Source organism: Geomonas azotofigens (assembly GCF_018919395.1).
GTDB lineage: Bacteria > Desulfobacterota > Desulfuromonadia > Geobacterales > Geobacteraceae > Geomonas > Geomonas azotofigens.
In genome coordinates this window covers 303,011-324,726 of sequence record NZ_JAHLME010000003.1, presented here as the reverse complement: position 1 = coordinate 324,726, position 21,716 = coordinate 303,011, and the positions used below count along the sequence as shown (strand labels likewise).

The window sequence follows — 21,716 nt, the reverse complement described above, 5'->3', positions numbered from 1 at the left end:
CTACCGACTGAACTTGGCGATGTTGCAGCACTCTTAGGCGTACGTTAGAAAAACGCCACTGCGGAGCGAGACAGAAGCCCTCCCGCAGAAAGGAGCTGACCATGCAGAGCCCGAACCTTCTCCAACGGATTTCCAGGCGCGCGCTGGGCCAGATACTGGTCGATGGCAAATTCGTGTCGAAGCGCGCCCTCAACCAAGCCCTGAAGGAGCAAAAGACCACCCACGAGCTGTTGGGCGGCGTCCTGGTCAGGATGGGTGTGCTGAATCCGGAAGACGTCGCCGCTCCGCTGTTCATCCAGCCGCACTTAACCCGGATGGAGGACGCGGTGAAGCTGGCGGCAGGCGACCGGAAACTGCTGGGCGCCCTTTTGGTGCAGTCCGGGAAGATAACCGCGTCACAACTCGATGAGGCGATCGAGGAGCAGAAGAGGACCGGGGAGCGGCTCGGCGAAGTCTTCCTGCGGCTGGGCATGCTCACCGAGCTGCAGCTAAGGGGGCTTCTCGATTGGCAGCAGAACCAGGGAACTCCCGCCGATACGCCGCTTAGACTGGGCGAATTGCTGGTCGCCACCGGGCACATCACGCGCGTGCAGTTGGAACGGGCCCTTGCCAAACAGGGGCAGACCGGCAGAAAGATCGGTGACGTCCTCGTCGCCGAGGGGTACGTGCGCAGAAGCGAGATCAACCACGCGGTACGGCTGCAGAAGATGTGCGTCAACGCCGTGGTTGCCGCCATTTTGACCATGGGGATGAGCAGCGCGGCCTCCGCGGCCTCGGTTTCCCTGCAATGGGACCCCTCGCCGGACACTTCCGTGGTCGGCTACAAGGTGCACTACCAGCCGGACTCCGCGACGCAGCCTTTCCAGGGGCCGGCGCCGGTTGACGTGCAGAACATCACCACGGCCTCCATCGGCAGCCTCGACCCCGCCCATTCCTACAGCTTCGCCGTCACCGCCTACAACGCTGCCGGGGAGGAGAGCGCCTACTCCAACGTGGTGACCGTTGCGGAGATGCAGGCGCCCACGACAGCCATTACCTACCCTTCAGCTTCGACAACCGTGGCGGGCACCGTATCTGTTACTGCAAGTGCAACCGACAACGTCGGCGTGACCAAGGTTGAGTTCTACGTGAACGGTGCACTGAAAGCGACCGTCCCCGCCTCCCCCTATGTCTATTCCTGGGACACGAGCACCCTGGCCGCCGGCAGCTACACCCTGATGACCAAGGCGTACGACGCGGCGGGCAACATCGGGCAGTCGCAGATCACGGTCACGGTCGCCAACGACCTGACCGCCCCGGCGGTCTCCCTCACCTCCCCGGGGAACAATATGACCGTGAGCGGGTCGGTGAACATCGCCGCCAACGCGACCGACAACGTGGGCGTGAGCAGGGTCGAGTTCTACCTCAACAACGCACTGCTCTCGGCCACCAACATGGCACCCTACTCTTACACGTGGGACAGCAAGACCGTTGCCAACGGGGTGTACAACCTTACGGCCCGGGCGTACGATGCGGCAGGGAACCTGGGGCAATCCCAGGTGCTGACGGTCAACGTCTCCAACGATCTGATCGCCCCGAGCGTAAGCCTCGCCTCGCCGGTGTCCGGGACCACGGTGAGCGGCACGGTATCGGTCACGGCTAACGCCAGTGACAACGTAGGGGTGAGCAAGGTGGAGTTCTACCGCAACAACGTGCTTCAGGCCACGGTCGCCGCATCCCCGTACAGCTACAACTGGGATACCACCCAGGTCGCCAACGGCAGCTATACCCTCACGGCCAAGGCCTACGACGCGGTGGGCAACGTAACCACGTCCCAGAGCTCGTCGGTCAGCGTGGCCAACGCGGTGCCGGACACGACCGCCCCTGTGGTCTCCGTCTCCTCCCCCGCCAGTGGCTCCAGCGTGAGCGGGACGGTCACGGTCACCGCCGCCGCCTCCGACAACGTCGCCGTCACCAAGGTCGAGTTCTACCGCAACGGGGTCCTGGTTGGCACCAGCACGGCGGCGCCCTATGCCTACAGTTGGGACACCACCAAGGTCGCCAACGGCAGCTACACCCTGTCGGTGAAGGGGTATGACGCCGCCGGCAACGTCGGGGTCTCCCAGAGCTCATCGGTGAACGTGGCCAACCCGGTGCCCGACACCACCGCCCCGGTCGTCTCCGTCTCCTCCCCCGCCAGCGGCTCCACCGTGAGCGGAACGGTCGCGGTGACCGCTGCTGCCTCCGACAACGTCGCCGTCACCAAGGTCGAGTTCTACCGAAACGGGGTGCTGGTCGGCACCAGCACGACGGCGCCGTACGCCTACAGTTGGAACACCACCCAGGTCGCCAACGGCAGCTACACCCTGTCGGTCAAGGGTTACGACGCGGCCGGCAACGTCGGGGTCTCCCAGAGCTCATCGGTGAACGTCGCCAACGCAGTCAAGGACACGATAACCCCTACGGTTTCCATAACCTCTCCGGCCAACGGCACGACGGTAAGCGGAGTGGTGACTATCAACGCGAGTGCCAGCGACAACGTAGGGGTAACGAAGGTAGACATCTACGTAGGAGGGAGGTACATGACGAGCCTCAGCAGCGCGCCCTACAGTTACGCATGGGACACCACGAAAGTCTCGAACAGCACCTATGCCGTGACAGCAATAGCCTATGATGCGGCGGGAAACAAAAAGCAGGCATCCAACGTGTATGTCACGGTGAAGAACCGGAAAAGGTAGCTTGCGGGAAATAGTGCCAGCTGTATTTGTAATCACAGTTCCCGCGCAGTTTTTGTCGCAGTATTGACAACACGACAGGGTAATCGATAAAACCAAACCATCCGCGAGGATGGGACGGAAAGCCTAGGATCTCACCGAGACAGCCGGGATGCCGAAAGACCATAGACAGGTTGCGGCCCCCGGCTTTTCTATTTCAAGTTATTAGGCTTGTGGTTACCATAAACAGGCGCGCGCAGACATGGAGGTAAGAGTATGTTAAACAAAAAACGAGTAGGCAATGTAATTCACGCGTTATTCTGCCTGTCTTTAGTGTTTCTGGCAGTCTGTGTTTTGCCAGTCAACACGTTCAGCGCAAACTACCCTCTTGAAATTTCAAACATAAAACCTGCTGGCACCGGCAGCCCAGCGATTCCAGTAACGAATCGAGTATTTAGAGCTTATCCGGGTGTTGAGTACAACGTTAAAGCGGCTGTCATCGGAGGCGTTTATCCATTTACATTCAAGTTAGCCAACGCCCCTCAAGGCATGACAATTGATGCGGCAACTGGAGAGATAAGGTGGCCTAATCCCCAAGCCAGCTCGGGAACAATCACTCTATCAGTCACTGATGGTGAGAATACAACAGTGAGTACGACTTGGACCGTCAATGTCTCCACGACTGGATTTTACTTTGTAGATTCAAGCTACTCTGGAGTTGAAACAGGCAGCATCTCGCAGCCTTTTAGTTCAATAGCCAACGTGCTTGCCAACACCTCGCTGAACTCCACAAATATTCTGTATTTTAGAGAAGGCAAATATCAGTTCGTCCCTTACAAAGGGTTGAATGCGTCAGCGACAGAAATGTTCCTTGGCAACTCACCCCACACATGGTTGGCATATCCTGGCGAAAATGTTACGATTGTTGGAAATGGCGCCTATTTACGCAGCAATTTTGCCGTCTATCTTGATAGGCTTAACTTTAGCTCATTCAACAAGGAGGCCATGATGTTGTGGGGGGGACACCACTACCAGACGATTCGGCGGTGCAACTTCTCAAATCTCACAGCTACTGATTCAACTAATAATAACCAGGGTTTCATAATAACTGAATCTGCAGTTGGTGTGCCAGGATACTACAGCGTTATACAGGACAATGAATTTAGTTTCTTTACTGGAGCTTCCGGGATTGGGAGCCTCTATGATGACACAAAACTTCTCATCGAAAATAACTATATCCATGATGCAGGAGGCACTGGGATTACTGGGATTAATGCCGCGATTGCGGCGAAATCAAGGTTGAATTACCTGTTTATTAGGGGCAACAAAATCAATATAAGTAAAGGCTTATACATGGGGACGAATATGAATTCGTTCTTTTATCAAAGTAACAACATTGACATATCTTTCAATCTTCTCATTGGCCTCTCAACGCCTGAAAGCGGTCCTACCTTCAACTCAAGGTCAGATGGTTTAATTCACAACTTCAACTTTTATAGAAATACGCTTGTTGGCAATATTAGATTTGAAAATCTCGACGGGAACAACTGCAGCGCATCGGGACCGTTTAAAATCTACGGTAATGTACTGATTAATGACAACACCAGTTGGAATACAAGCACAATCACTCTCAACTACATAAGCTATTACAAACCAACAGCCATCAATAACCCGCAATACTGCATAACTGACACGCAAAATCTCAAAGGTAAACCGTCGGCTAACATCATTGACACCAACGGCGATCTTACTACCGCCTATGCGGGATATGTCGGAACCTACGGATACCAGGTGAAAGCAGGTGTTGCCGTTCCACCGAACCTCCTGTTAAAGGGGGTCACAAAATAATATTGACGACATAAGGCCTGGTTTTCTCAAAGAAGAAACCAGGCCTTACCTATGCCCCCCAAAATCATTACATGTTCAGTAGTTGCAAGTTACAAAGGGATAAAATACCTAAGTTTTCCGCTTTTATCTGCAGGTATTTCGTCAACAATACTCACATTTATAGTCATTTCTGCCCCCACAAAACCCGCTAGTTTTTTCTTTAGACTATCAATGGAATCAGCGGAAGTATGATCCAAAGGGATGACATCAATCCGCAACACATTAGGATTTTCTTGAACACCTCTAAACTGCTTTACTTGCCCTTTAAATAAATAGGCCAGGATGGCATCATAAACAATATTCCCATTGGGGCATTTGATGTAACTATCTATTCGACCTTCTTTGACTTCCAAGATTGGGAAAGGTCTGAGACAGTCACAACCTGTCGAAACGATTCTACCCATGTCACCGTTTCTGTATTTCATGAATGGAAGATTGCGGCTGTTAAGTTCCGTAACGACTATTTCACCAAAGCCGTCTTGATCACCACCGGCAATTTCCAATGAAACCGTTGGAAGGACGTGAAGCCGTCCATATTCACACTCCATTGCAAGAATGCCATTCTCCGTAGAACCGTATTCGTTAACAACCTTACACTGGAAGACCTTCTCAATCTTTTCCCGTTGAAAGGGGAAGAGAATTTCACCTGTGCAGATTGCAATCGGTACCTGCAGTTCAGCACCGTCAATACCCAACCGTTCTATGGATAGGGCAAACTGGTATAATGCGTTGGGATAGCAATAGAAATATCTTGGGCGAAACCTCTTAAGTTCCTGATAAAATTTTTTGCACGCGGCATCATTAATAAGAAAGACGGAAAGCCTTTTGCGGCGAAGCAGCAGGTCTTTTATCCATTGAACCACCCTCCCTTTGCGACTAACAGCCCGCCCCCATAATCTTGCCTGTCGATCCCATGGTTTTACGCCGTGCCAGCCGTAGGATAGATGCATCATGGCATCCATGTAAGCAGAAGCATTTCTGTCCTTCTCAAATAAGAAAGGTTCACCTGTGGTTCCACTCGTCGACCTGCGATTAAACCTACTTTCAGACGAAAGAAAAGCTGCATAATTTTCGCGGATGATTTTTTTATCAACAGTGGGCAATAAACCAACTATATCCAGCGAAACATGTGGCAGTTTATCACGGTAATAAGGCACATTTGTTTTTAAAAATGCAGTCATTGCAATTATTTTCTTAGCGACATAAGCTTTATAACCAAGAAATGTCCTAAGCTCTGGCTGCGAAAGTTCTTGATATATTCCGAAGAAGTCCCGATATCGAATGCTATACGCTAAGGCAAGAACGAGCCCAAACTCCTTATACATTCTCAATGCGTCACGTACTGGAGGAATCAAAGCTATTACCTTTTCACTTATGAAATCCATTATGCTTAAGGACCTTCCACAAAGATATGCAAAAGCGACTGGAGCAAACCGGGTTAAAAAAAGTATTTTCCTTTGTTTCACGTGTTTTCCGAACTGAATTGAAACGCAAAAAACCAGCAACGAATCTGCAATGATCACCGGTATAGTCAATAAAGAAAGGTTTACCAGGAAGACAATTAAAGACAATCCAAGAAATAAGTGGACAAATGCAGCAATCAACGGTCTGCTTGGACGCCCCCCAGCACGGAACATTCCCTTTCCGTACCATCGCTCTTTGACAAGGACGCTTTTAAGGGTCTTGAAGTTGCCCATGTGGACAACATTTACTAATCTAGCGCAGACGACACGCCACCCAGCTTTGATGACCCTTTGGCAGATGTCGTAATCTTCCCCCGTCGAGAGGCCTTCATCGAATCCACCGACCTGTTCGAACACCTCACGATGAAAAAACATATTCCCACCGGGTAAAAAATTTACAGGACCAACAATATCCTTCTTTGCGTCGTACCAAACTCTTTCAACCCAAGTTGTCTTCTCAGGCATTCCATAGTAATTACCCACAATTCCAACGTCTTGCCTCGATAAAAACTCTTTTTTAGCTGCTTGCAACCAGTTCTCTTCAGCAAAACAGTCACTGTCTATAAAGCCGAGGATTTCCCCGTCTGTGATTGCAGCACCGATGTTGCGCAGTTTAGCTATACTTACCATCGGATGTACTTGGTAGGGAATCCCATGGGCTGCTACAATATCTAAGGTTGAATCGGTAGAACCATTATCAATCACGACGATTTCGACACAATCATCCCCCACTACGAGATTCTTGAGGCACTGCACACACGCTCCAATGTATTTCTCCCCGTTAAGAACGGGAATGACTATCGAGAACCTCATACCACCTCGCTGAAGCCAGATGCTGTCACCATCTGATTACCGACTTAGACAGATAGTTAATCCTTCAAGAGCTTCGTCAATGCTGGCATAACAAGCTTCGAATGCCTGTACGGGCTTGCCGTACGGGTCTTCAATAGTCAAAACAGAACGGCGCTTCCATAGACCAAGTAAGGTGTATTGGCAGCCATGCTTTTTAGCCACCAATTCAGTAACCGCAAGATGGGAAGGATCAAGAGCTACCAAACAATCCTCGGAATTCAATGATAAATCATAAATGCTGCATGATACGTGTGCAGAAATATCGATGCCTCGCCGAAATGCGGCTGTAATTGCCATTGGTTCGCAAGGTGTCCTAACCTGCACATCTACTCCACAACTAGTTGCGACGAAGCCTAACGCCTTGGCTGAAGCCTCAGCATATGGGCTGCGGCAGACATTCCCACGGCACACGAAGATCAGTCGTTTCACCCGGCAAGGGTGTATCTCCTTCAAGGACTTGTAAGGCCCAAGCCTCAGTCGAAGATGCTCGAATGACCTGATTATTAATCGCCTAATTTTCCTATGTTTTGTGGGCAACAGCAACTCCTTGAAAATCAGTCAAGGTCTCACTATTTTGAGAAAACTCCCGCCTACATACTGATGACAGACAATGGGTGATAGCCAGCAGGATCCAAATGTAGGGGTAATAAAGCACCGCCATGAAATAACTAGGCACCAGATAGCCCAACAAACTTCCGTTAAGGCCAACAGCAGTAGCTAGCATAAAGCTATCACCTGTTCTACGCGCCATTGCAGCGGTGTTGTAATTTATAGCAAACATGGACAGGATGGTCGTCAGATAGAGAACTATTCCTGGAAGTCCTAATTCAGTAGCTGCTTCCAGATAGGTGTTGTGAATCACTTCCACATTTTTTGATCTTTCGAAACTTGCGACTTCAGGGTGATGCGATGGAAGCCAAAGCGTCCAATTTCTGTACCCGATACCGGTCATTGGATGATCTTTTACAGCTTCTATGCCATATCGCCAATACACCAGCCTAGCAAGTGAGGTATTATCTTCTCCCGCTGTTGCGAACCGTCCCTTGAATTCTGAAGGCATAACCTGATAGATTATCGACGCCAATATGGCCACAATGAAAACCGTTTTGAGCCGGTGTTGAGACTGCCACATGAGCCATACACCAACAACAACTAATCCGAGCACGGCCCCTCTAGAAGACGAAGCTATTATTGATCCAATGACCATCACTATACAAAAGTAGAAAAATCCTCTCAAATTGCGAGACCACGACCTGCGACAGTGAACGAGGTAGGCAAAGAGGAATGGAAGAAAGACAACCATTTCAAGCCCAAATTCTCCCGAATTTTGAAACCATCCCGGAGAGCCTGTGACACCCCACCCGGAGAAACCAAATCCGTTGCCAGCCCATGAGCGAAAGCCATGCTGTGCCATTTTAAGGTTCGAAAGGAAATAAATACAGATAAACAGAAAGAGGCGACGACGTGTAGTAACAACTGAAGTAAGCAGAAGATAAACAAGAACCCAGCCGAAGAACATGGTCCAGTCTGCTACTGCAGCGGCCGGGGAAAACGCAAAAATAGTTGAAAGCACGACAAGTGCCGAAAAGGCAATGACAGGTAAGAGGACTGCTAGGCGTGGCAACTTCGAGTCATTATCGATCAGAGAAGCTGAGAGACCGAGTAAAAGCAGGGTCTTTCCCCACGGGATCACATCTAAAGCGGGATATACCAACTGTGGTCTGTTGTACTCAAAAATCAGATAAAGAGTTGCAAGATAGAAAGCAGCATTTTCCTCCTTAAGCGCACTCCAAATATGTCTAAGCGCTGAGAGGACGGTCATCGGTTTTACATCAGCATTTCCTGTTTCATTAGCAGTATCGACCATTTCCTTCTCCGCGCGTTATCCGAAAAGCAGTGATAAATAAGAATCAGCTGCACGTTTTACTGAAAAGCGCCTTGCTGACTCAACTGCTGAGGCAGCGAGGTGTTCTCGAACAGGGAAGTCTCTCAAAAGCATAACGAGGACATCAGCTAGATCATCAACGTTTCCCGGGGGGATTAAAATGCCGTTTACCCCATCGGTAATGATCTCTGGTATCCCCCCTACCGCTGTAGCGACGATGCACCGCCCGTTTGCAGCAGCTTCAATCAGTGCAAGAGGCTGTCCTTCAGAGAGCGAAGGCATAACAAAGATATCGAGTGCACTTAACAAGGCAGGTGTATCGTCTACATACCCGGTTATCAAGATTTTGTCCTCTATACCGCAATTGGATGCCTGTCGAAGCAATTCCTTTTCTAGTGGCCCTTGCCCAGCCACCACAAGCCTAGCACGCGGTTCCTTTTTAATGACTTTGACCATGGCATCTAATAAAAAACGATGCCCTTTAACAGGGTAATAGCTCCCTATAGCTCCTATAAGAAACTGGTCTTCTTGTATTCCGAGATTCTGCCTCATAGCCAGCCTTTCTTCTAGGCTGAAGTCGTATGTGTCAAGGTCAATACCATTAGGGATAACAGTGAGCCTGTCACGGGACACATTTACAAATTTCACTAAAAAATCACCGATGTCTTCGGATACAGCTACAAGCTTGGCATATTTACTCACAAACTGGTAAGCGAGCCTCCGGGACGGTTTGTCAGCGTAATAAGTCTTGCCATGCACAGTGGCTACACATGGCAGGCAGGACACTTTCGACAACAGTGTGCCCCTGATGTTCATTGCAAATTCATGCGAATGGATGCCTCTTATGCCATACCGTCGAGTCAGTTTGACTAGCTCCAGAATCCACCCTAAATCTGGCAAAGAGCCAACAGGAATGACTTCTAGTGAAAACCCTCTACGCCTAACTTCATCAGCTAGCCAGCCCTCCTTCCGCAGACAGACGAGCTGTTCCATCCCTCTTTTTGAATATTCGGCCGCCAACCGCAGTAGCATCTGCTCCGCCCCGCCCGGCCCCCCGGTCTCGATCAGGTGCAAGATCATGAACTGGACCCTTTAGAACCGATTATGTGACATAGATAAACATATGCCTCAACCAGTTGTGGTCGAACATCTGTCCGATCAAACACATCTTCAGAAGTTTGTCTGTCAAAAACGTTACACAACTCCTTTAAAACTTGGAACAAGGAGGGCACATTACCTGGCAGTTTCAATCTCATATCGTTGTGCCTGAGTCTAATAAGCAGATGATCAAACATGCCTAATGACCATCTCAATTTATGTCCGACAATATAATCTTTCCGAGAACACTGCACATCCCTACCGGAAAGATAATCCAGGTAAAGAACTGGGAAATCGACACCGCAGGCAATAGCAAGTTGAAGTGATCCCCAGAAACGTCCATTTATCTCCATTAGCCTCGGTTTGCCATCTCGGAGGTCGCGTTTGAACTCAACCATGGCTATCCCTTGCCACCCCACTGTTTTCAAAAGCCTGGCGGCTGAATCAACCATTTCCTGATCAAGCGGAACACTCTGAGAGAGAACGCTCACACCACCAGACGGCGGCTTCTCGAGAATACGCTGGTGGGAGAACAAGGCTAAATGCTCGTTACCGTCGAAGAGAGTAAATATTGCGGTGCCAGGGCCTACAACCTTTTCCTGTATCATTGAAGGATGTTTCAGCACCTCGTACGTGGTGTAGAGTTCCTCTAATTCGGCGGGTGAGGACGCATATCGCACGCACCCGGATAATAATTGACCTTTTTCCAGCACCTTGGACATCGCCGGTTTAATCACGACTGGATAGGTGGTGATCTTATCGATGCATTCAGGAAGATCATTCCGACTTGATAAATAGATGGTGCCTGGCACACATACCGAGCAGCGCTGTGCAAGTTGACATAGTTTGGATTTGTTTGAAACGACCTCAAACAAATCATTGCTTGGGCAGGCTAAAGTAGAACTTTTAGGTAAAATATCTCGAACTTTATTCAGCCAGTAGATCGAGGCGTCCGTAATGGGGAAGATAAAATCGATATCGTAGCCGCGAACTAAATCCATTATTGATTGTGAATACTCTGGCCCCTGCAAGACAGGATCAGGAGTTTGAAAACTTTGCCAGCAATGTCGTGATGAAGAGGCGAGACTTTGCTTACAGCTATGCGTCACCAAGACTTGGCATCCCCTTGTGCCAAGCGATCTTGTAACAGCCAAGGCTGATCTGTTTTCACCATCAGTAACAAGGATTCTTACTGCCATCTTAGAACCTTTCCCAAACAGTTCGGGCAAAGAATAATGAATTCGTTTGGCTTACATCCTGATGCATGGCAATTCGTGGTAGTGCAAGAAGCTCTGAATTTGAATTGACCCAGCCCTTACGTGTTGTCACCGCTCCGGTGAAACCGTTACGCGCTAACGTAGCGTGCAGTCCTTGAGAAAAATTGCCATTTGGATATGCAAAAAGGGACACGGGCATATCAAGGTGACTTTCAATATCAATCTTTGACTGAACTATTTCATTCTCAGCGGTAGTGGCATCGACTTGATCGAGAATTTCATGATGAGCAGTATGCGCGCCAAAGGAAACCAAGCCGCTAGCCTGCATTGCCTGTACTTCCGACCAATCCATGATTGCTCGACCGGGAGGAACAGTCCCCGATCTAGACCGAAGTTCGGCAACCAAGTCCTCTCGTTGCTTTAGGGGCCACTTCTTGATAGTGCAAATCGAGGCCTCAAGAAAGGAGTCGCTGGCAAATGTGCCGCTCAAGGATAATAATTGACGCAAACATGGGATAGAATGCCGCGATTCAAATATTGCCGGTGATCTGAGATAAAAACTCACTTCTTCTGGCCAGAAGTACTTCGTCGTGCCAATAAAGCCAGTAGCCAAAAAAATCGTAGCCGGAACATTTAGCGCCTGAAGAACAGGGAAAGCATTAAGGTAGTTATCATGCCAACCATCATCCAAGGTTACGCAACAGCACCCCCCTATAGCTTTCCCTTTGCGCATTCTATCAACGAGTTCTGTCAACGAAACGATTGAAAATTTGCTCATCAGGAAGGAAAGTTGCTCTCGAAACGATTCAGGGGAAACGTACATTCCCGGTTGCACAAAAGATGAACGCAACACCGCAGAATCTAGTACCCTGTGGTAGGTGAGAACCAGCGCTCCACTGCGAGCTTTTAATGTGCATGCAGCATCTAGTAGACCTAACCTGTGAGCGACACACGCCATGTATTTTTTTACAAAGAATTTAATTTTCATTGAGATATGGCGAAAGTGCTGATATTAGCTTTTGGTTGCAGCTAGTTATAGAAAAATTATCCAGCACATGACATCTTGCATGCTGCCGTACCCTGTTCATCTCGAATCTGTGCTCATAAACGTAAACTATCTTTTGTACAATATCGTCCACATTTTCCGGTCTGAATAAAAATCCGTTAACTCCGTCAGAGATAGCCTCACCATTTCCGCAATTATTTGGAGCCAAAGTTACAAGACCTGCACACATGTATTCAAGAACTGACAACGAAAAAGCTTCCCCCAACGAAGTCTGTATACCTACATTGCACGATGGCAAAATTTTGACTATATCGGTGCGAAATCCGGCAAATTTGAAATTACTAGCCAAACCACGTTCATTGACCATCATTTCAAATGATGGCAAGTCAGGACCGTCACCGATGTGTAGAAATATGATCTTTTCAATACGTTTAGTAACAACTTCAGCGGCTTCTATTAAAAATTGGATTCCTTTATATAAGGTGGCGCGTCCTGTTGAAACCACAATGAAAGCATCTTTGGGTAACCCGAAAACATCATGAACGTATGAGGTGTTACTATTATCAAATATGCGAATTCCATTATGAACCACAATGCATTTTTCTGGAGCAACACAAGCAATATCAATAGCCCTTTCCTTTACGAACTCAGAGACAGCTATATACAGATCGCAGGAAAAAACGCTGCAACGGTGAAGCAATTGTTTCAATATTTTCTTCACCAGAGGAACTTCAGGGCGTTCCCCAGGCATATGGTCATGATTGATAATCCTACGGATGCCGCTCACCCTCATGGCCAAATACCTCCAATCGTAATAAGGACGGTCCGTAAGATACACATAGCCAATGTTGCACTCTAACAAAAGTTTGAGCAATTTACCAAAAGATCTCAAACTTCTATCAGAAAAGTCATACTCAATGAGAGTAATTGAAGCATCCTTTATTATATCAGGAACTTTATTTATCTTAGGGTACACCAAATAGCATTTTCTATCGGTTCCGGAAAAATGTTTCGCGATATGCGCCCAAAAATTTTCCATGAGCCACCAAGCATATCCGACATCGGAATCATAATTTGCCACCAGAAGGATATTGTCTTTATTACTCATTAGGTTTGTACCTTATCAAAAGGTTAAGACAAGACAACAGAGTGTATCTACTCATGGCATGGAATCTGCGACCGGGCAACGCGACAGCCTTTCGGTAATTTTCAGCAGCCGACGAATAATTGTGAGTTTTCTTATAAAAATAGCCAAGAGAACAGTATTTTGAACTTAGCGCTCTTGCAACTTGGGCGTGGTATGCTGTAGTAGGCAGTTCAGCATCAAGATGAGCAAGAAGAACTTTTATGTCCCCTTCCGTTTGTTTTTTGAGGTAAGCATACTCGTCAGTATTTCCTTCATGAAGTCCAAGAATTGCTTGTACTTCATCGAGAAAATGCATAGGGTAGCGGCGCGTAATTCTCAATCCGAAGTCAAAGTCCTGGCAGCGCCTAAAACGTGAATCCCACCCCTGAACCGATTGGAACACATCTCGTCTGATCAGCATAGTGCTTGGGAAAACGGGGAAACCACGCAGCAATAACTGCAAGGCCATGCTTGGTTCTAGCCTGTAGAGATTTTCGACCGCTGAGCAGAGTGTATCCTCGGTGAAATACCGATGTGCCCAAGGGAAAAATGAAGTGTTCCGCGGCGAGTAATCTCCAGGTCCACCTAGCGGCTTACAGCGTTGCAGATCAGCCAACATGAAGAACACTTCTTCTGCAGCAAGAACTTTCCTGCAAGTAGAGATTTTATCTAGTGGCCACCAGTCGTCTGAATCAACATAGGCTATGTACTCAGATCTTGCTTCAGTTGTACCCGTCTGTCTCGCAACGGCTGATCCTAGGTTTGCCTGCCGTATTAACCTGATCGCGGAACCAAACTTTTCCACAACTGCAACTGTGCCGTCTTGGGAACCATCATCAACAACAATCACCTCTTGAGGAAGTTCAGTCTGATCCAACACGCTTGTGATAGTTGTCTCTATCGTTTTCTCTGCGTTATAAGCTGGTATGACAACCGCTATGGACAATGTCATTGTAAACCCTCTTCCTGTAAAGCTTCAAATCGTCTACAACTCGGAAAGGTATTCGCCGAATTTTTTCGCAAAGGATAGTGTAAATAGTTTTTCGTATCTTTGTTTTTCAGTCAGTGCCTAATCCAACTAGTGTTCTGAGCGGTTAGTCCTTTGGCTTATTTCGAATCTATGACATATTGCCTCTATGGCACTGTTACCAGAAAAGATAGAATTGACAGAAGCAGACCGGCAGGCAATCGAGGCACTGCTACGGTCTCATAAGACACCTCAAATTCTCGTACTGCGCGCTCGCTTCATACTGAAAAGTACTGCGAATGAGAGAGCTGATTCAATCGCCGCCTCTCTCGGCACCTCCACTAATTCAGTGTACAAGTGGCGCAAGCGGTTTCTTGAAGCTGGACTCGACGGACTCCTTGATCTTCCTCAGTCTGGTCAGCCAAAGAAACTCAGCGAGGCAGACGCCAAGAGAGTACTGAAATTAACGGTTGAGCGAATACCTCATGAGGCCACTCACTGGAGCGTCCGCCTCATGGCCAAGTATGCTGGCGTTACCACTTGGCAGGTTCGGCAGATTTGGTAGGCGGCAGACCTGAAACCTCATCGGATCCAGACCTTCAAGATCAGCAATGATCCTCAGTTTGCCGAGAAGGTTATTGACGTGGTGGGCCTGTACATGAACCCTCCCAACAATGCCGTCGTCCTGTCCGTTGACGAGAAGACGCAGATTCAAGCCCTTGACCGCACTCAGCCGATGCTGCAACTCAAGCTAGGGCAGGTGGAGCGCAGGACTCATGATTACAAGCGCAACGCCACCACGAGCCTGTATGCTGCGTTCAATGTACTGACCGGCGAGGTAATGGGCAAAATGACCTCGCGTCACCGCGCTAAAGAGTTCCTTGAATTCATGCGCCAGATCGAGCGGTCAACACCAAAGGATCTGGACCTCCACGTGATCCTTGATAACAGCAGCACTCACAAGACTGCCGAAGTTAATGCCTGGCTCGAAAAACATCCGAGGATAAAGCTTCACTTCACCCCCACGAGTGCTTCCTGACTAAACGCAGTCGAAGGATGGTTCAGCCAGTTAGAGCGGAGGGCGCTCTACCGCGGCGTCTTTAGCAGTGTCAAAGAGCTGAAGGATGAGATTCAGCGGTTCATTCGGGTGCACAATGCGGTCTGTGCCAAGCCGTTTAAGTGGACAAAGAGCGCAAAAGCCATAATCGATTCCGTCCTGAGAGCGCGAGAAAGCGCCATACAATTAACACAACGAACTAACAGAACGGAACACTAGATTGCCTCCGCCATTCTGAAGTTCAGTTCCAGATCCTGTTCGGTTAGCAGGTCAATGTCCAGGTAACGCTTCGTTCCCCATTGGGTGCCGGCAATGTGTCGGAGTCGGGCCGCGCACAGCATCAGGGCAGAGTTCCCGTCCGGGAAAGCACCGACTACCCTGGTGCGTCGCCTGATTTCCTTCATGATCCTTTCAATGGCGTTGTTTGTCCTGATTCGTACCCTGTGTTCGCGAGGGAAATCATCGTAGGTCAGCGTCTCAACTATTGATTTCTGCACCTTTTTGGCCGTCTCTTTAAGCTTCATCGACTCCAGCTTCACATACACTGCCTCGGCCTTCTCGACAGCGGCTCGCAAAGACATTCCTCTCATAATCCACCACACTCTCAGAAGAAGCGACCTGGCCCTCCACCTGATCCATCTTTAAAAAAAACAAACGCCTGCTCCACCCAGTAAGTATCCCCCGGCAGAGCCGGGGGCTTTATTAAAATCGTGGACCGCTCAAAGCGGTTAGCTCAAAAGATTTTCTGACCACCTACCGGTGGTCATCCTTCGTTAAACATTGTCAGTTGGTCGAGCCGCTTATCTTCTATCTCCTGCTGGTTGATGTAGGTGCGGATAAAATCCTCACCTGCGCCAACAGTTGAAACGAAATAGCCGCGTGCCCAAAAGCTCATCCAGTTGAAGTTCTTCTTCTGCCCAAGGTACGATCTTGCCACATGAATGGCACTCTTACCTTTGATGAAACCAATAACCTGCGCAATGGAGTACTTCGGTGGTATCGATATCAGCACATGAACATGATCGTTACACAGATGCCCTTCGAGTATCTGGCATTCTTTCTGCCTTGCAAGAGTGTGCAATACATCGCCCAAATGCTTACGTAGCCGTCCGTACAGCACCTTTCGGCGCCCCTTCGGTATCCATACAACATGACACTTGCATTCCCACTTCGAGTGACATAAACTCTGCTGTCGTCCAAGAGAGGCCTCCTTTTCTCGTGATCTTTGAGCGGTTCACGGTTAGGGAGGCTTCTCTATTTTTCAGGAACTGTCGAACGTTGTGAGTCCCCCGGCAAAGCCGGGGGATTACCTAAAGGAATTTAACCGTAATGGCTAATTCCTCCGCATCAGATTTGCACGCGCGGCCCTCAAGACTCCCTTTGCTTCCTTGTACAGTATGTATTCCGCTGAGTGGTCCTTGCCGAAAATCCGGTAGAAGAAGCTCTTGATTCCGTTCTCTATGTAGGAACGATATGCCCACCGCGGCGTCGCTTTCCCCAGATGACTGTAGTACCCAAACCCTTCTTTCCTATCAGCTACATGCTTCACGGTACCTTTCGAACTGGGAACAAAGTGATGAACAGTAGCTTCGGGCAAGTACCATCCTCGGTACCCGTTGCACCTGAGTCGATCCATCAGATCCGTTTCTTCACCGACCATAGGGTTTGGTTGGGATGGATTAAGACCGAGGGATTCGTTGAACACTCCGACGTCGCGCAGTGCCTCACGTGGACAGGCCCAATTAGCACCGATGAAATATTCAGGAGGTTCAATGCAACGCTGAACCGCTCCCAAGTCCATACCTGAAACTGAAGGGGGAGCAAATTTAAGAATTTCAGCGTTCGGCGGACCTGCTTCAAAATCTGATATAACACTTCCCCCCCAAAAATAGTGCTTGGAGTCTCGAAGATAGGCTTCCCAATAAGCCTCCACCCACATAGGCCCTGGCATTACGTCGTCATCGGTAAAAATCAGCAACTTGCCAGCAGCATTGGCGATTCCTGCGTTTTTGGCACGACTTATCCCTTGGCGAGGTTCTACCACCAGTTTAATTGGCAACCTTCCCACGAAGGCTCTAACTACCTCATCGGTATCGTCTCGAGAGTTGTTATTCACTACCACCAGTTCAACGCCGGCATCAGGAAACTTAACCCATTCGGCAAAGTGTGACAAGGTTAGCATCAAACGCCGGGAATTGTTATAAGTAGGTATAACTATAGAGATATCCATCCATCACCTCCGCAATGCACCTAGATCTTTGACACTCTCTTTATCCAGTAACCACACCAAAGCCCCGTACACCACAACCCCAAACACCACGTTCAGAAATATGTATAGCAAGGACGTTACAGGGACTAAGACCTTCAACATCTCTATAGCTGCAAGCATCAAAAGCGAGAAACAGGAGACTCGAATAACTGTGGCTATAAAAGGGAGCAGACTTACACTAAAGGCCTTTTTAATCATGTACCACAGGGCGAATTGCTCGATCACTATTGGAATGGTCAGAGCGAGAGCTGCCCCAACTGTGCCATAAAACGTTATTAATGGGTACAATAAGCATACGATAAGACAAAACTTAAAGAGGACGATCCAGAACATAACGTTCGGTTTTCCAATCGCCGTTAGAATAGGCCCAGTAGTCGCGGCAAGCGATCTAATCACGCCAAAGATGATCAAAACTCGAAGTGGAGCTAGAGTTGGTTGCCACCCCGGTCCCAGAATGTAGAGAACGATTTCCCCCGAAAGCGCGTATATTCCAAACCCTGCAGGTACTGCAACTATCGCTATAAATTTGAAGATCTTCTGGAACGCAGAGATCAACTTCTCCGTATCCGACTTGATGGCGTTGTAGGCCGAAAAAACGATCTCTGAAATGACCGCCGTGATATGTGTTGTTGGCAAATTAGCTATGGTGAAAGCGTAGCTATAATAACCTAACTCCCGAAAAGTCAGCAGTTTCCCAAGCACGACATCAGCAGCTGTCAAGGTGAAGAATACTAATATACTGGTGCCGGTGACAAATTTTCCATAATGGAACAGCTCTGCTGCAAGTTTCTTGTCGAAGCACAGTCTTGGCTTTTTGGTCTGAATTATGTACGTAGTGATGGTATTGAAACAACTGCTCATCAGGCTACCAACCAGCAAAGCCCATATGTTCCTATAAACCCAGGCGAGGATCAGAACCGTTGCGATATTTATGACGCTGGTAAAAATTTTCGCAATGGTAATCCGTCGATAGTTTAACTCCTTCTCATAAACGACAGTGTTGATGTTTCCAAACGATTCGATAAGAAGTGAAAAAGCTATGAATCGTATGGCAGAATTAAGTACTGATTCCTTGTAAAATGTGGCAACTGCCGGTGCAAGTATGAGCAGGATGACGAAGAGCAAGCCACCTCTGATGATGTTCAACGTCCAGGCTGTGTTGGCTGCGTCTTCTATGTCATCCTGGCGATAGATCAGGGCGGACTTGAAGCTGGTACTTGTGACTACATTGACAGCCCCCATTACAAAGAGAACAATGGCCATGATCCCGAAGAGTTCCGGTAGCAGAAGCCTCGCAAGCACCATTGAACGAACGAACTCGAAGACCCGAACCAGGCCTGAAGCCATGCTGATCCAGATCCCGCTCCTGATGGTTCGCTCTTTGATTGTGCCATCTGCCTCGAAAAGAAACTTCGCTTTACCTTTCAGCTTTGGGAACATACGAACCGTCCTACCTGCAGTAAAGAAGTGGAGCTAGTGACCTACAGTCTCCTCAAGAGGCCAGTAGGAAGGAACGATATTCAAGACGGTTGCAGAAAACCGCACTGCCTTCTCTTTCTGCGTAGCAAGGTCTTTATCTGTAGCCGAGATGCTGACTCGTATAAATGCACCATCGCTCCTGTTGTGCAAAAGGCGTCCCTTCAACCGCTGCAGGTTTTGACTCCACCCACTCGAAACTACTTTATCCCGAGCGGTCTGGTACCAGTGGACCATCACCAGATTACCATCATCTGTATGAGCCAATATATAGTTAACAGGGACTGTCCTGTTGGTGCTCAACTGCTTTAAATCGACAATGCCGGTATCTACTATTGCAGCTCCTGCTCCCGGCAGGCATGCATACGGGTTGTGCCCGGTGCGTCCTCCCTTCGCCGTCCCGTAGTAGCCGATGTAGAGATCGATGACGCTGCCGTCGGGGGAGCGGTAGTGGCGGTAGACGTGCTTGTCGGCGTTCAACTCCTTGTACACGGACTCGGGAAAGGTGTCCTCGACGGCACGGTAACCGTCGATCTCCATCGGTATCTTTTCCAGGTTGGTGGCGACCACCACGGGAACGGGCCGATACGCCATCAGGGTACTGGCTACGCCGGTCAAAAGCAGCAGGATTAACGCGGTGATGAAGCTTGCATTTCGCATCACGCCACCTTTTTGCTGTTCAGCAGGGTGTACAAAACCCCGAGGACGGCCAGGCCGAAGGCGAAAACCACCAGCCCGGAAAACTCGTGGAGAAAACCGCGGGCTACCCGGTCCCCGTAGAAGTTGGCAAGGACACCGGTACCGGTGATCCTCAGGATGTTGGCGGCCATGGCGATCGGTATGGCGGCAAGCACCAGCGCAATGCGCCTGCCCCACCCCGTTCTGGACATGTAGGCGAAGATGGTCCCCAGCATGGTGAGCGACATGATGGAACGGACCCCGCTGCAGGCCTCGGCAACCTCAAGCTGGGTCCCCACGAAGTAGAGCATGTTTCCTTCGCGGTACACCGGGATGGAAAGGTGCTGGATGATCTGGGCGGAAAGCTTGGTGGCCATGAGCTGCAGCGGCATGGAGACCATGCCGATCACGGAGACCGGCACCGGGATCATGAAAAGAAGAAACAGCACCGGGAAAGCGAGCACCTTGGTCCAGCGTGCCCCGGTGCAGTACCAGACGAGCCCCAGAAGCGATATAACCACCGCCACCCGGGCAGTGAAGGCAACACCGCCGGCGAGACTCAACAAAAATGACACCAGCCCCGCCACCAGTACCACCCACCCCCACCGGGAGCTCTCCATCCCCGCGCCGGCAAGCTCCTCCTTTTTCTGCCAGACAAGGTAGAGCGCGATGAGCGGCACCAGGAAGCCGTGGTTGTTGTCGGAATGGCCGGACCACTCCCGCACCATCTCGGGCAGCACGGGCGAGATGACCACAAACCACAGCATGAGCAGCAAAGCCAGCTTGATCTTGTCGTTTCGTGCCAGTGCCATCGCCATCCCCTGTCTCGTTACCGGCGCCCTGTTATTGACCGTTCCCACCCCTGAACAGCGCCGCGATGCGCTCCAGGTCGCGCTGAGTGACCAGCGGATGGACCGGCAGCGACACGATCCGCCGGGCTACCTGCTCAGCCTGCGGCGCCGCTCCCTCCGCCAGCGCCCCCTGGAGCTCACGGATCCGGGTCACCGCCTCCGGGTACCCCCCCGTCACGCCCAGCCCCTGCTCTTCGCTTTTCTCGATCAGCCACTTCCTCATCTCAGGATCCTCCGCCAAAACGGGGAAACGCACCAGGTCCGGCAACGCCCCCTTGAAGGAGACCGCCGCGGCGACGCCGGCCTGCTCCAAAAAGGCGGCGTGGCGAAGACGCGTATCGCGCAGCCTGGCGATTTTCTCACGCCACCCTCGCGCTAGCCCCGCCTGGAAGGTTCCCAACCGCTTCATTACGAACCCCGGGTCGAACACCGTCTCCCCGAGCCCCAGAAAGGGAAGACCCTTGGGAAGCCAGAACAGGGAAGGACGGACCAGTACCATGAGCGCGAGCGCGTAGCATAAAGCCTTCAGGGCGTCGGTCCACCCTTCGCGCGGCAGCGTCGACACGTCGTGCTCGATGGCACGGCCCAAGGGGCCGCTGCCGGCCAGGATGATGCCGCCGGATACGGTGCAAAGCCCCTTGCCGCGCCCGAGACTGAAGAGGGCCACGTCGCCCAGGGTGCCGACCTTGCTCCCGGCGACCTCCCCCCCCATGGCCTGCGCCGCATCCTCGACCACCGCGACGCCGTGTCGGGAGGCCAAGGCTTTCAGGCGCCCGACGTCGGCGGGTACGCCGAAAAGGTGGGTCGCGACGGCGCACAGGACGCGCTCCCCCTTGAGGGCCTCTTCCAGCCGCTCCCAGTCGAAGTCAAGGGTGCGCGGGTCGATGTCGCAGGGACGCACCCTGAGCCCCGCCCTCACCACGGCGGCCGGGACCGAGTAGCAGGTGTAGGCGGGAATGATGACCTCGTCCCGTCCCGGTCTCGCCTGCTTCAGGGCGGTCAGGATGACGGCCAGGGCCGCCTGCCCGGAACTCAGCAGAAAGACGTACGGGACCGCGTAGTATTGCTTCAACTCCGCCTCGAACCTCTCGATGGCCCTCTCCCCGTCGAAAAGGGCAGCTACTCCGGAGATGACCTCCTTGAGGGAGAGGGGCGCCGCCGCCGGGGGGAGTGTTCTGCCGATGCGCATCG

At 50.4% G+C, this 21,716-nt stretch carries 16 protein-coding genes, 2 pseudogenes and 1 riboswitch; of the genes and pseudogenes, 3 read left to right on the top strand and 15 right to left on the bottom strand.

Translation table 11 applies throughout. The features are described from left to right. Nucleotides 1-101 precede the first annotated feature (101 nt). Complete coding sequence (locus KOL99_RS11270; protein WP_216510570.1) at nt 102-2,717, top strand: Ig-like domain-containing protein; 2,616 nt, start codon at nt 102-104, stop codon at nt 2,715-2,717. Nucleotides 2,718-2,798: 81 nt separating this feature from the next. Then, nucleotides 2,799-2,873, top strand: a riboswitch (cyclic di-GMP riboswitch). Nucleotides 2,874-2,969: 96 nt separating this feature from the next. Beyond that, complete coding sequence (locus KOL99_RS11265) at nt 2,970-4,541, top strand: Ig domain-containing protein (protein WP_216510569.1); 1,572 nt, start codon at nt 2,970-2,972, stop codon at nt 4,539-4,541. An 89-nt stretch (nt 4,542-4,630) separates the two neighbouring features. On the opposite strand, the gene KOL99_RS11260 is transcribed toward KOL99_RS11265, so the two are convergent. The 8 genes from KOL99_RS11260 to KOL99_RS11225 form a co-directional block, all read right to left on the bottom strand. Next, nucleotides 4,631-6,856: a glycosyltransferase gene (locus KOL99_RS11260; protein WP_216510568.1), complete on the bottom strand. Its 2,226-nt coding sequence runs from the start codon at nt 6,854-6,856 to the stop codon at nt 4,631-4,633. 36 nt (nt 6,857-6,892) lie between these two features. After that, complete coding sequence (locus KOL99_RS11255) at nt 6,893-7,324, bottom strand: arsenate reductase/protein-tyrosine-phosphatase family protein (protein WP_216510567.1); 432 nt, start codon at nt 7,322-7,324, stop codon at nt 6,893-6,895. A 91-nt stretch (nt 7,325-7,415) separates the two neighbouring features. Beyond that, the gene (locus KOL99_RS11250) at nt 7,416-8,762 is read right to left on the bottom strand and encodes an O-antigen ligase family protein (protein ID WP_216510566.1); all 1,347 of its coding nucleotides are present in this window, start codon (nt 8,760-8,762) and stop codon (nt 7,416-7,418) included. 15 nt (nt 8,763-8,777) lie between these two features. After that, on the bottom strand, nt 8,778-9,860 hold the full coding sequence (locus KOL99_RS11245) for a glycosyltransferase (RefSeq protein ID WP_216510565.1): 1,083 nt from the start codon (nt 9,858-9,860) through the stop codon (nt 8,778-8,780). Next, nucleotides 9,857-11,077 (bottom strand): carboxylate--amine ligase, encoded by a 1,221-nt coding sequence (locus KOL99_RS11240; protein ID WP_216510564.1) that lies wholly within the window; start codon nt 11,075-11,077, stop codon nt 9,857-9,859. The genes KOL99_RS11245 and KOL99_RS11240 overlap by 4 nt, the downstream gene beginning before the upstream one ends. A 1-nt stretch (nt 11,078) precedes the next feature. Next, nucleotides 11,079-12,083, bottom strand: coding sequence for a polysaccharide deacetylase family protein (locus KOL99_RS11235; protein ID WP_216510563.1), 1,005 nt, complete (start codon nt 12,081-12,083; stop codon nt 11,079-11,081). Continuing rightward, the gene (locus KOL99_RS11230; protein WP_216510562.1) at nt 12,073-13,209 is read right to left on the bottom strand and encodes a glycosyltransferase; all 1,137 of its coding nucleotides are present in this window, start codon (nt 13,207-13,209) and stop codon (nt 12,073-12,075) included. Before KOL99_RS11230 ends, KOL99_RS11235 begins: the two co-directional genes overlap by 11 nt. Next, a complete protein-coding gene (locus tag KOL99_RS11225) occupies nt 13,202-14,179 on the bottom strand; it encodes a glycosyltransferase family 2 protein (protein ID WP_216510561.1) in 978 nt (325 codons plus the stop codon). Before KOL99_RS11225 ends, KOL99_RS11230 begins: the two co-directional genes overlap by 8 nt. Before the next feature lie 265 nt (nt 14,180-14,444). Between KOL99_RS11225 and KOL99_RS11220 the strand changes: the two are divergent. Then, nucleotides 14,445-15,470 (top strand): annotated as a pseudogene (locus tag KOL99_RS11220) (IS630 family transposase); the annotation flags it as partial. On the opposite strand, the gene KOL99_RS11215 reads toward KOL99_RS11220, so the two are convergent. The 7 genes and pseudogenes from KOL99_RS11215 to KOL99_RS11185 form a co-directional block, all read right to left on the bottom strand. Next, entirely contained in the window at nt 15,467-15,886 is a 420-nt protein-coding gene (locus KOL99_RS11215) for a transposase (RefSeq protein WP_328760408.1), read from the bottom strand. The pseudogene KOL99_RS11220 and the gene KOL99_RS11215 overlap by 4 nt on opposite strands. A gap of 128 nt (nt 15,887-16,014) precedes the next feature. Further along, nucleotides 16,015-16,440: pseudogene (gene tnpA / locus KOL99_RS11210) on the bottom strand (IS200/IS605 family transposase); the annotation flags it as partial. Nucleotides 16,441-16,584: 144 nt separating this feature from the next. After that, nucleotides 16,585-17,481: a glycosyltransferase family 2 protein gene (locus KOL99_RS11205; protein ID WP_216510560.1), complete on the bottom strand. Its 897-nt coding sequence runs from the start codon at nt 17,479-17,481 to the stop codon at nt 16,585-16,587. Nucleotides 17,482-17,484: 3 nt separating this feature from the next. Beyond that, nucleotides 17,485-18,960 (bottom strand): lipopolysaccharide biosynthesis protein, encoded by a 1,476-nt coding sequence (locus KOL99_RS11200; RefSeq protein WP_216510559.1) that lies wholly within the window; start codon nt 18,958-18,960, stop codon nt 17,485-17,487. Nucleotides 18,961-18,993: 33 nt separating this feature from the next. Beyond that, nucleotides 18,994-19,656 carry an exosortase C-terminal domain/associated protein EpsI gene (locus tag KOL99_RS11195; protein ID WP_216510558.1) on the bottom strand — a complete coding sequence of 221 codons (663 nt, stop codon included), beginning with the start codon at nt 19,654-19,656 and terminating at the stop codon, nt 18,994-18,996. After that, nucleotides 19,656-20,486 carry an exosortase A gene (xrtA, locus tag KOL99_RS11190; protein WP_216510557.1) on the bottom strand — a complete coding sequence of 277 codons (831 nt, stop codon included), beginning with the start codon at nt 20,484-20,486 and terminating at the stop codon, nt 19,656-19,658. Before xrtA ends, KOL99_RS11195 begins: the two co-directional genes overlap by 1 nt. 31 nt (nt 20,487-20,517) lie before the next feature. Next, a complete protein-coding gene (locus KOL99_RS11185; RefSeq protein ID WP_216510556.1) occupies nt 20,518-21,714 on the bottom strand; it encodes an aminotransferase class V-fold PLP-dependent enzyme in 1,197 nt (398 codons plus the stop codon). Nucleotides 21,715-21,716: the final 2 nt, after the last annotated feature.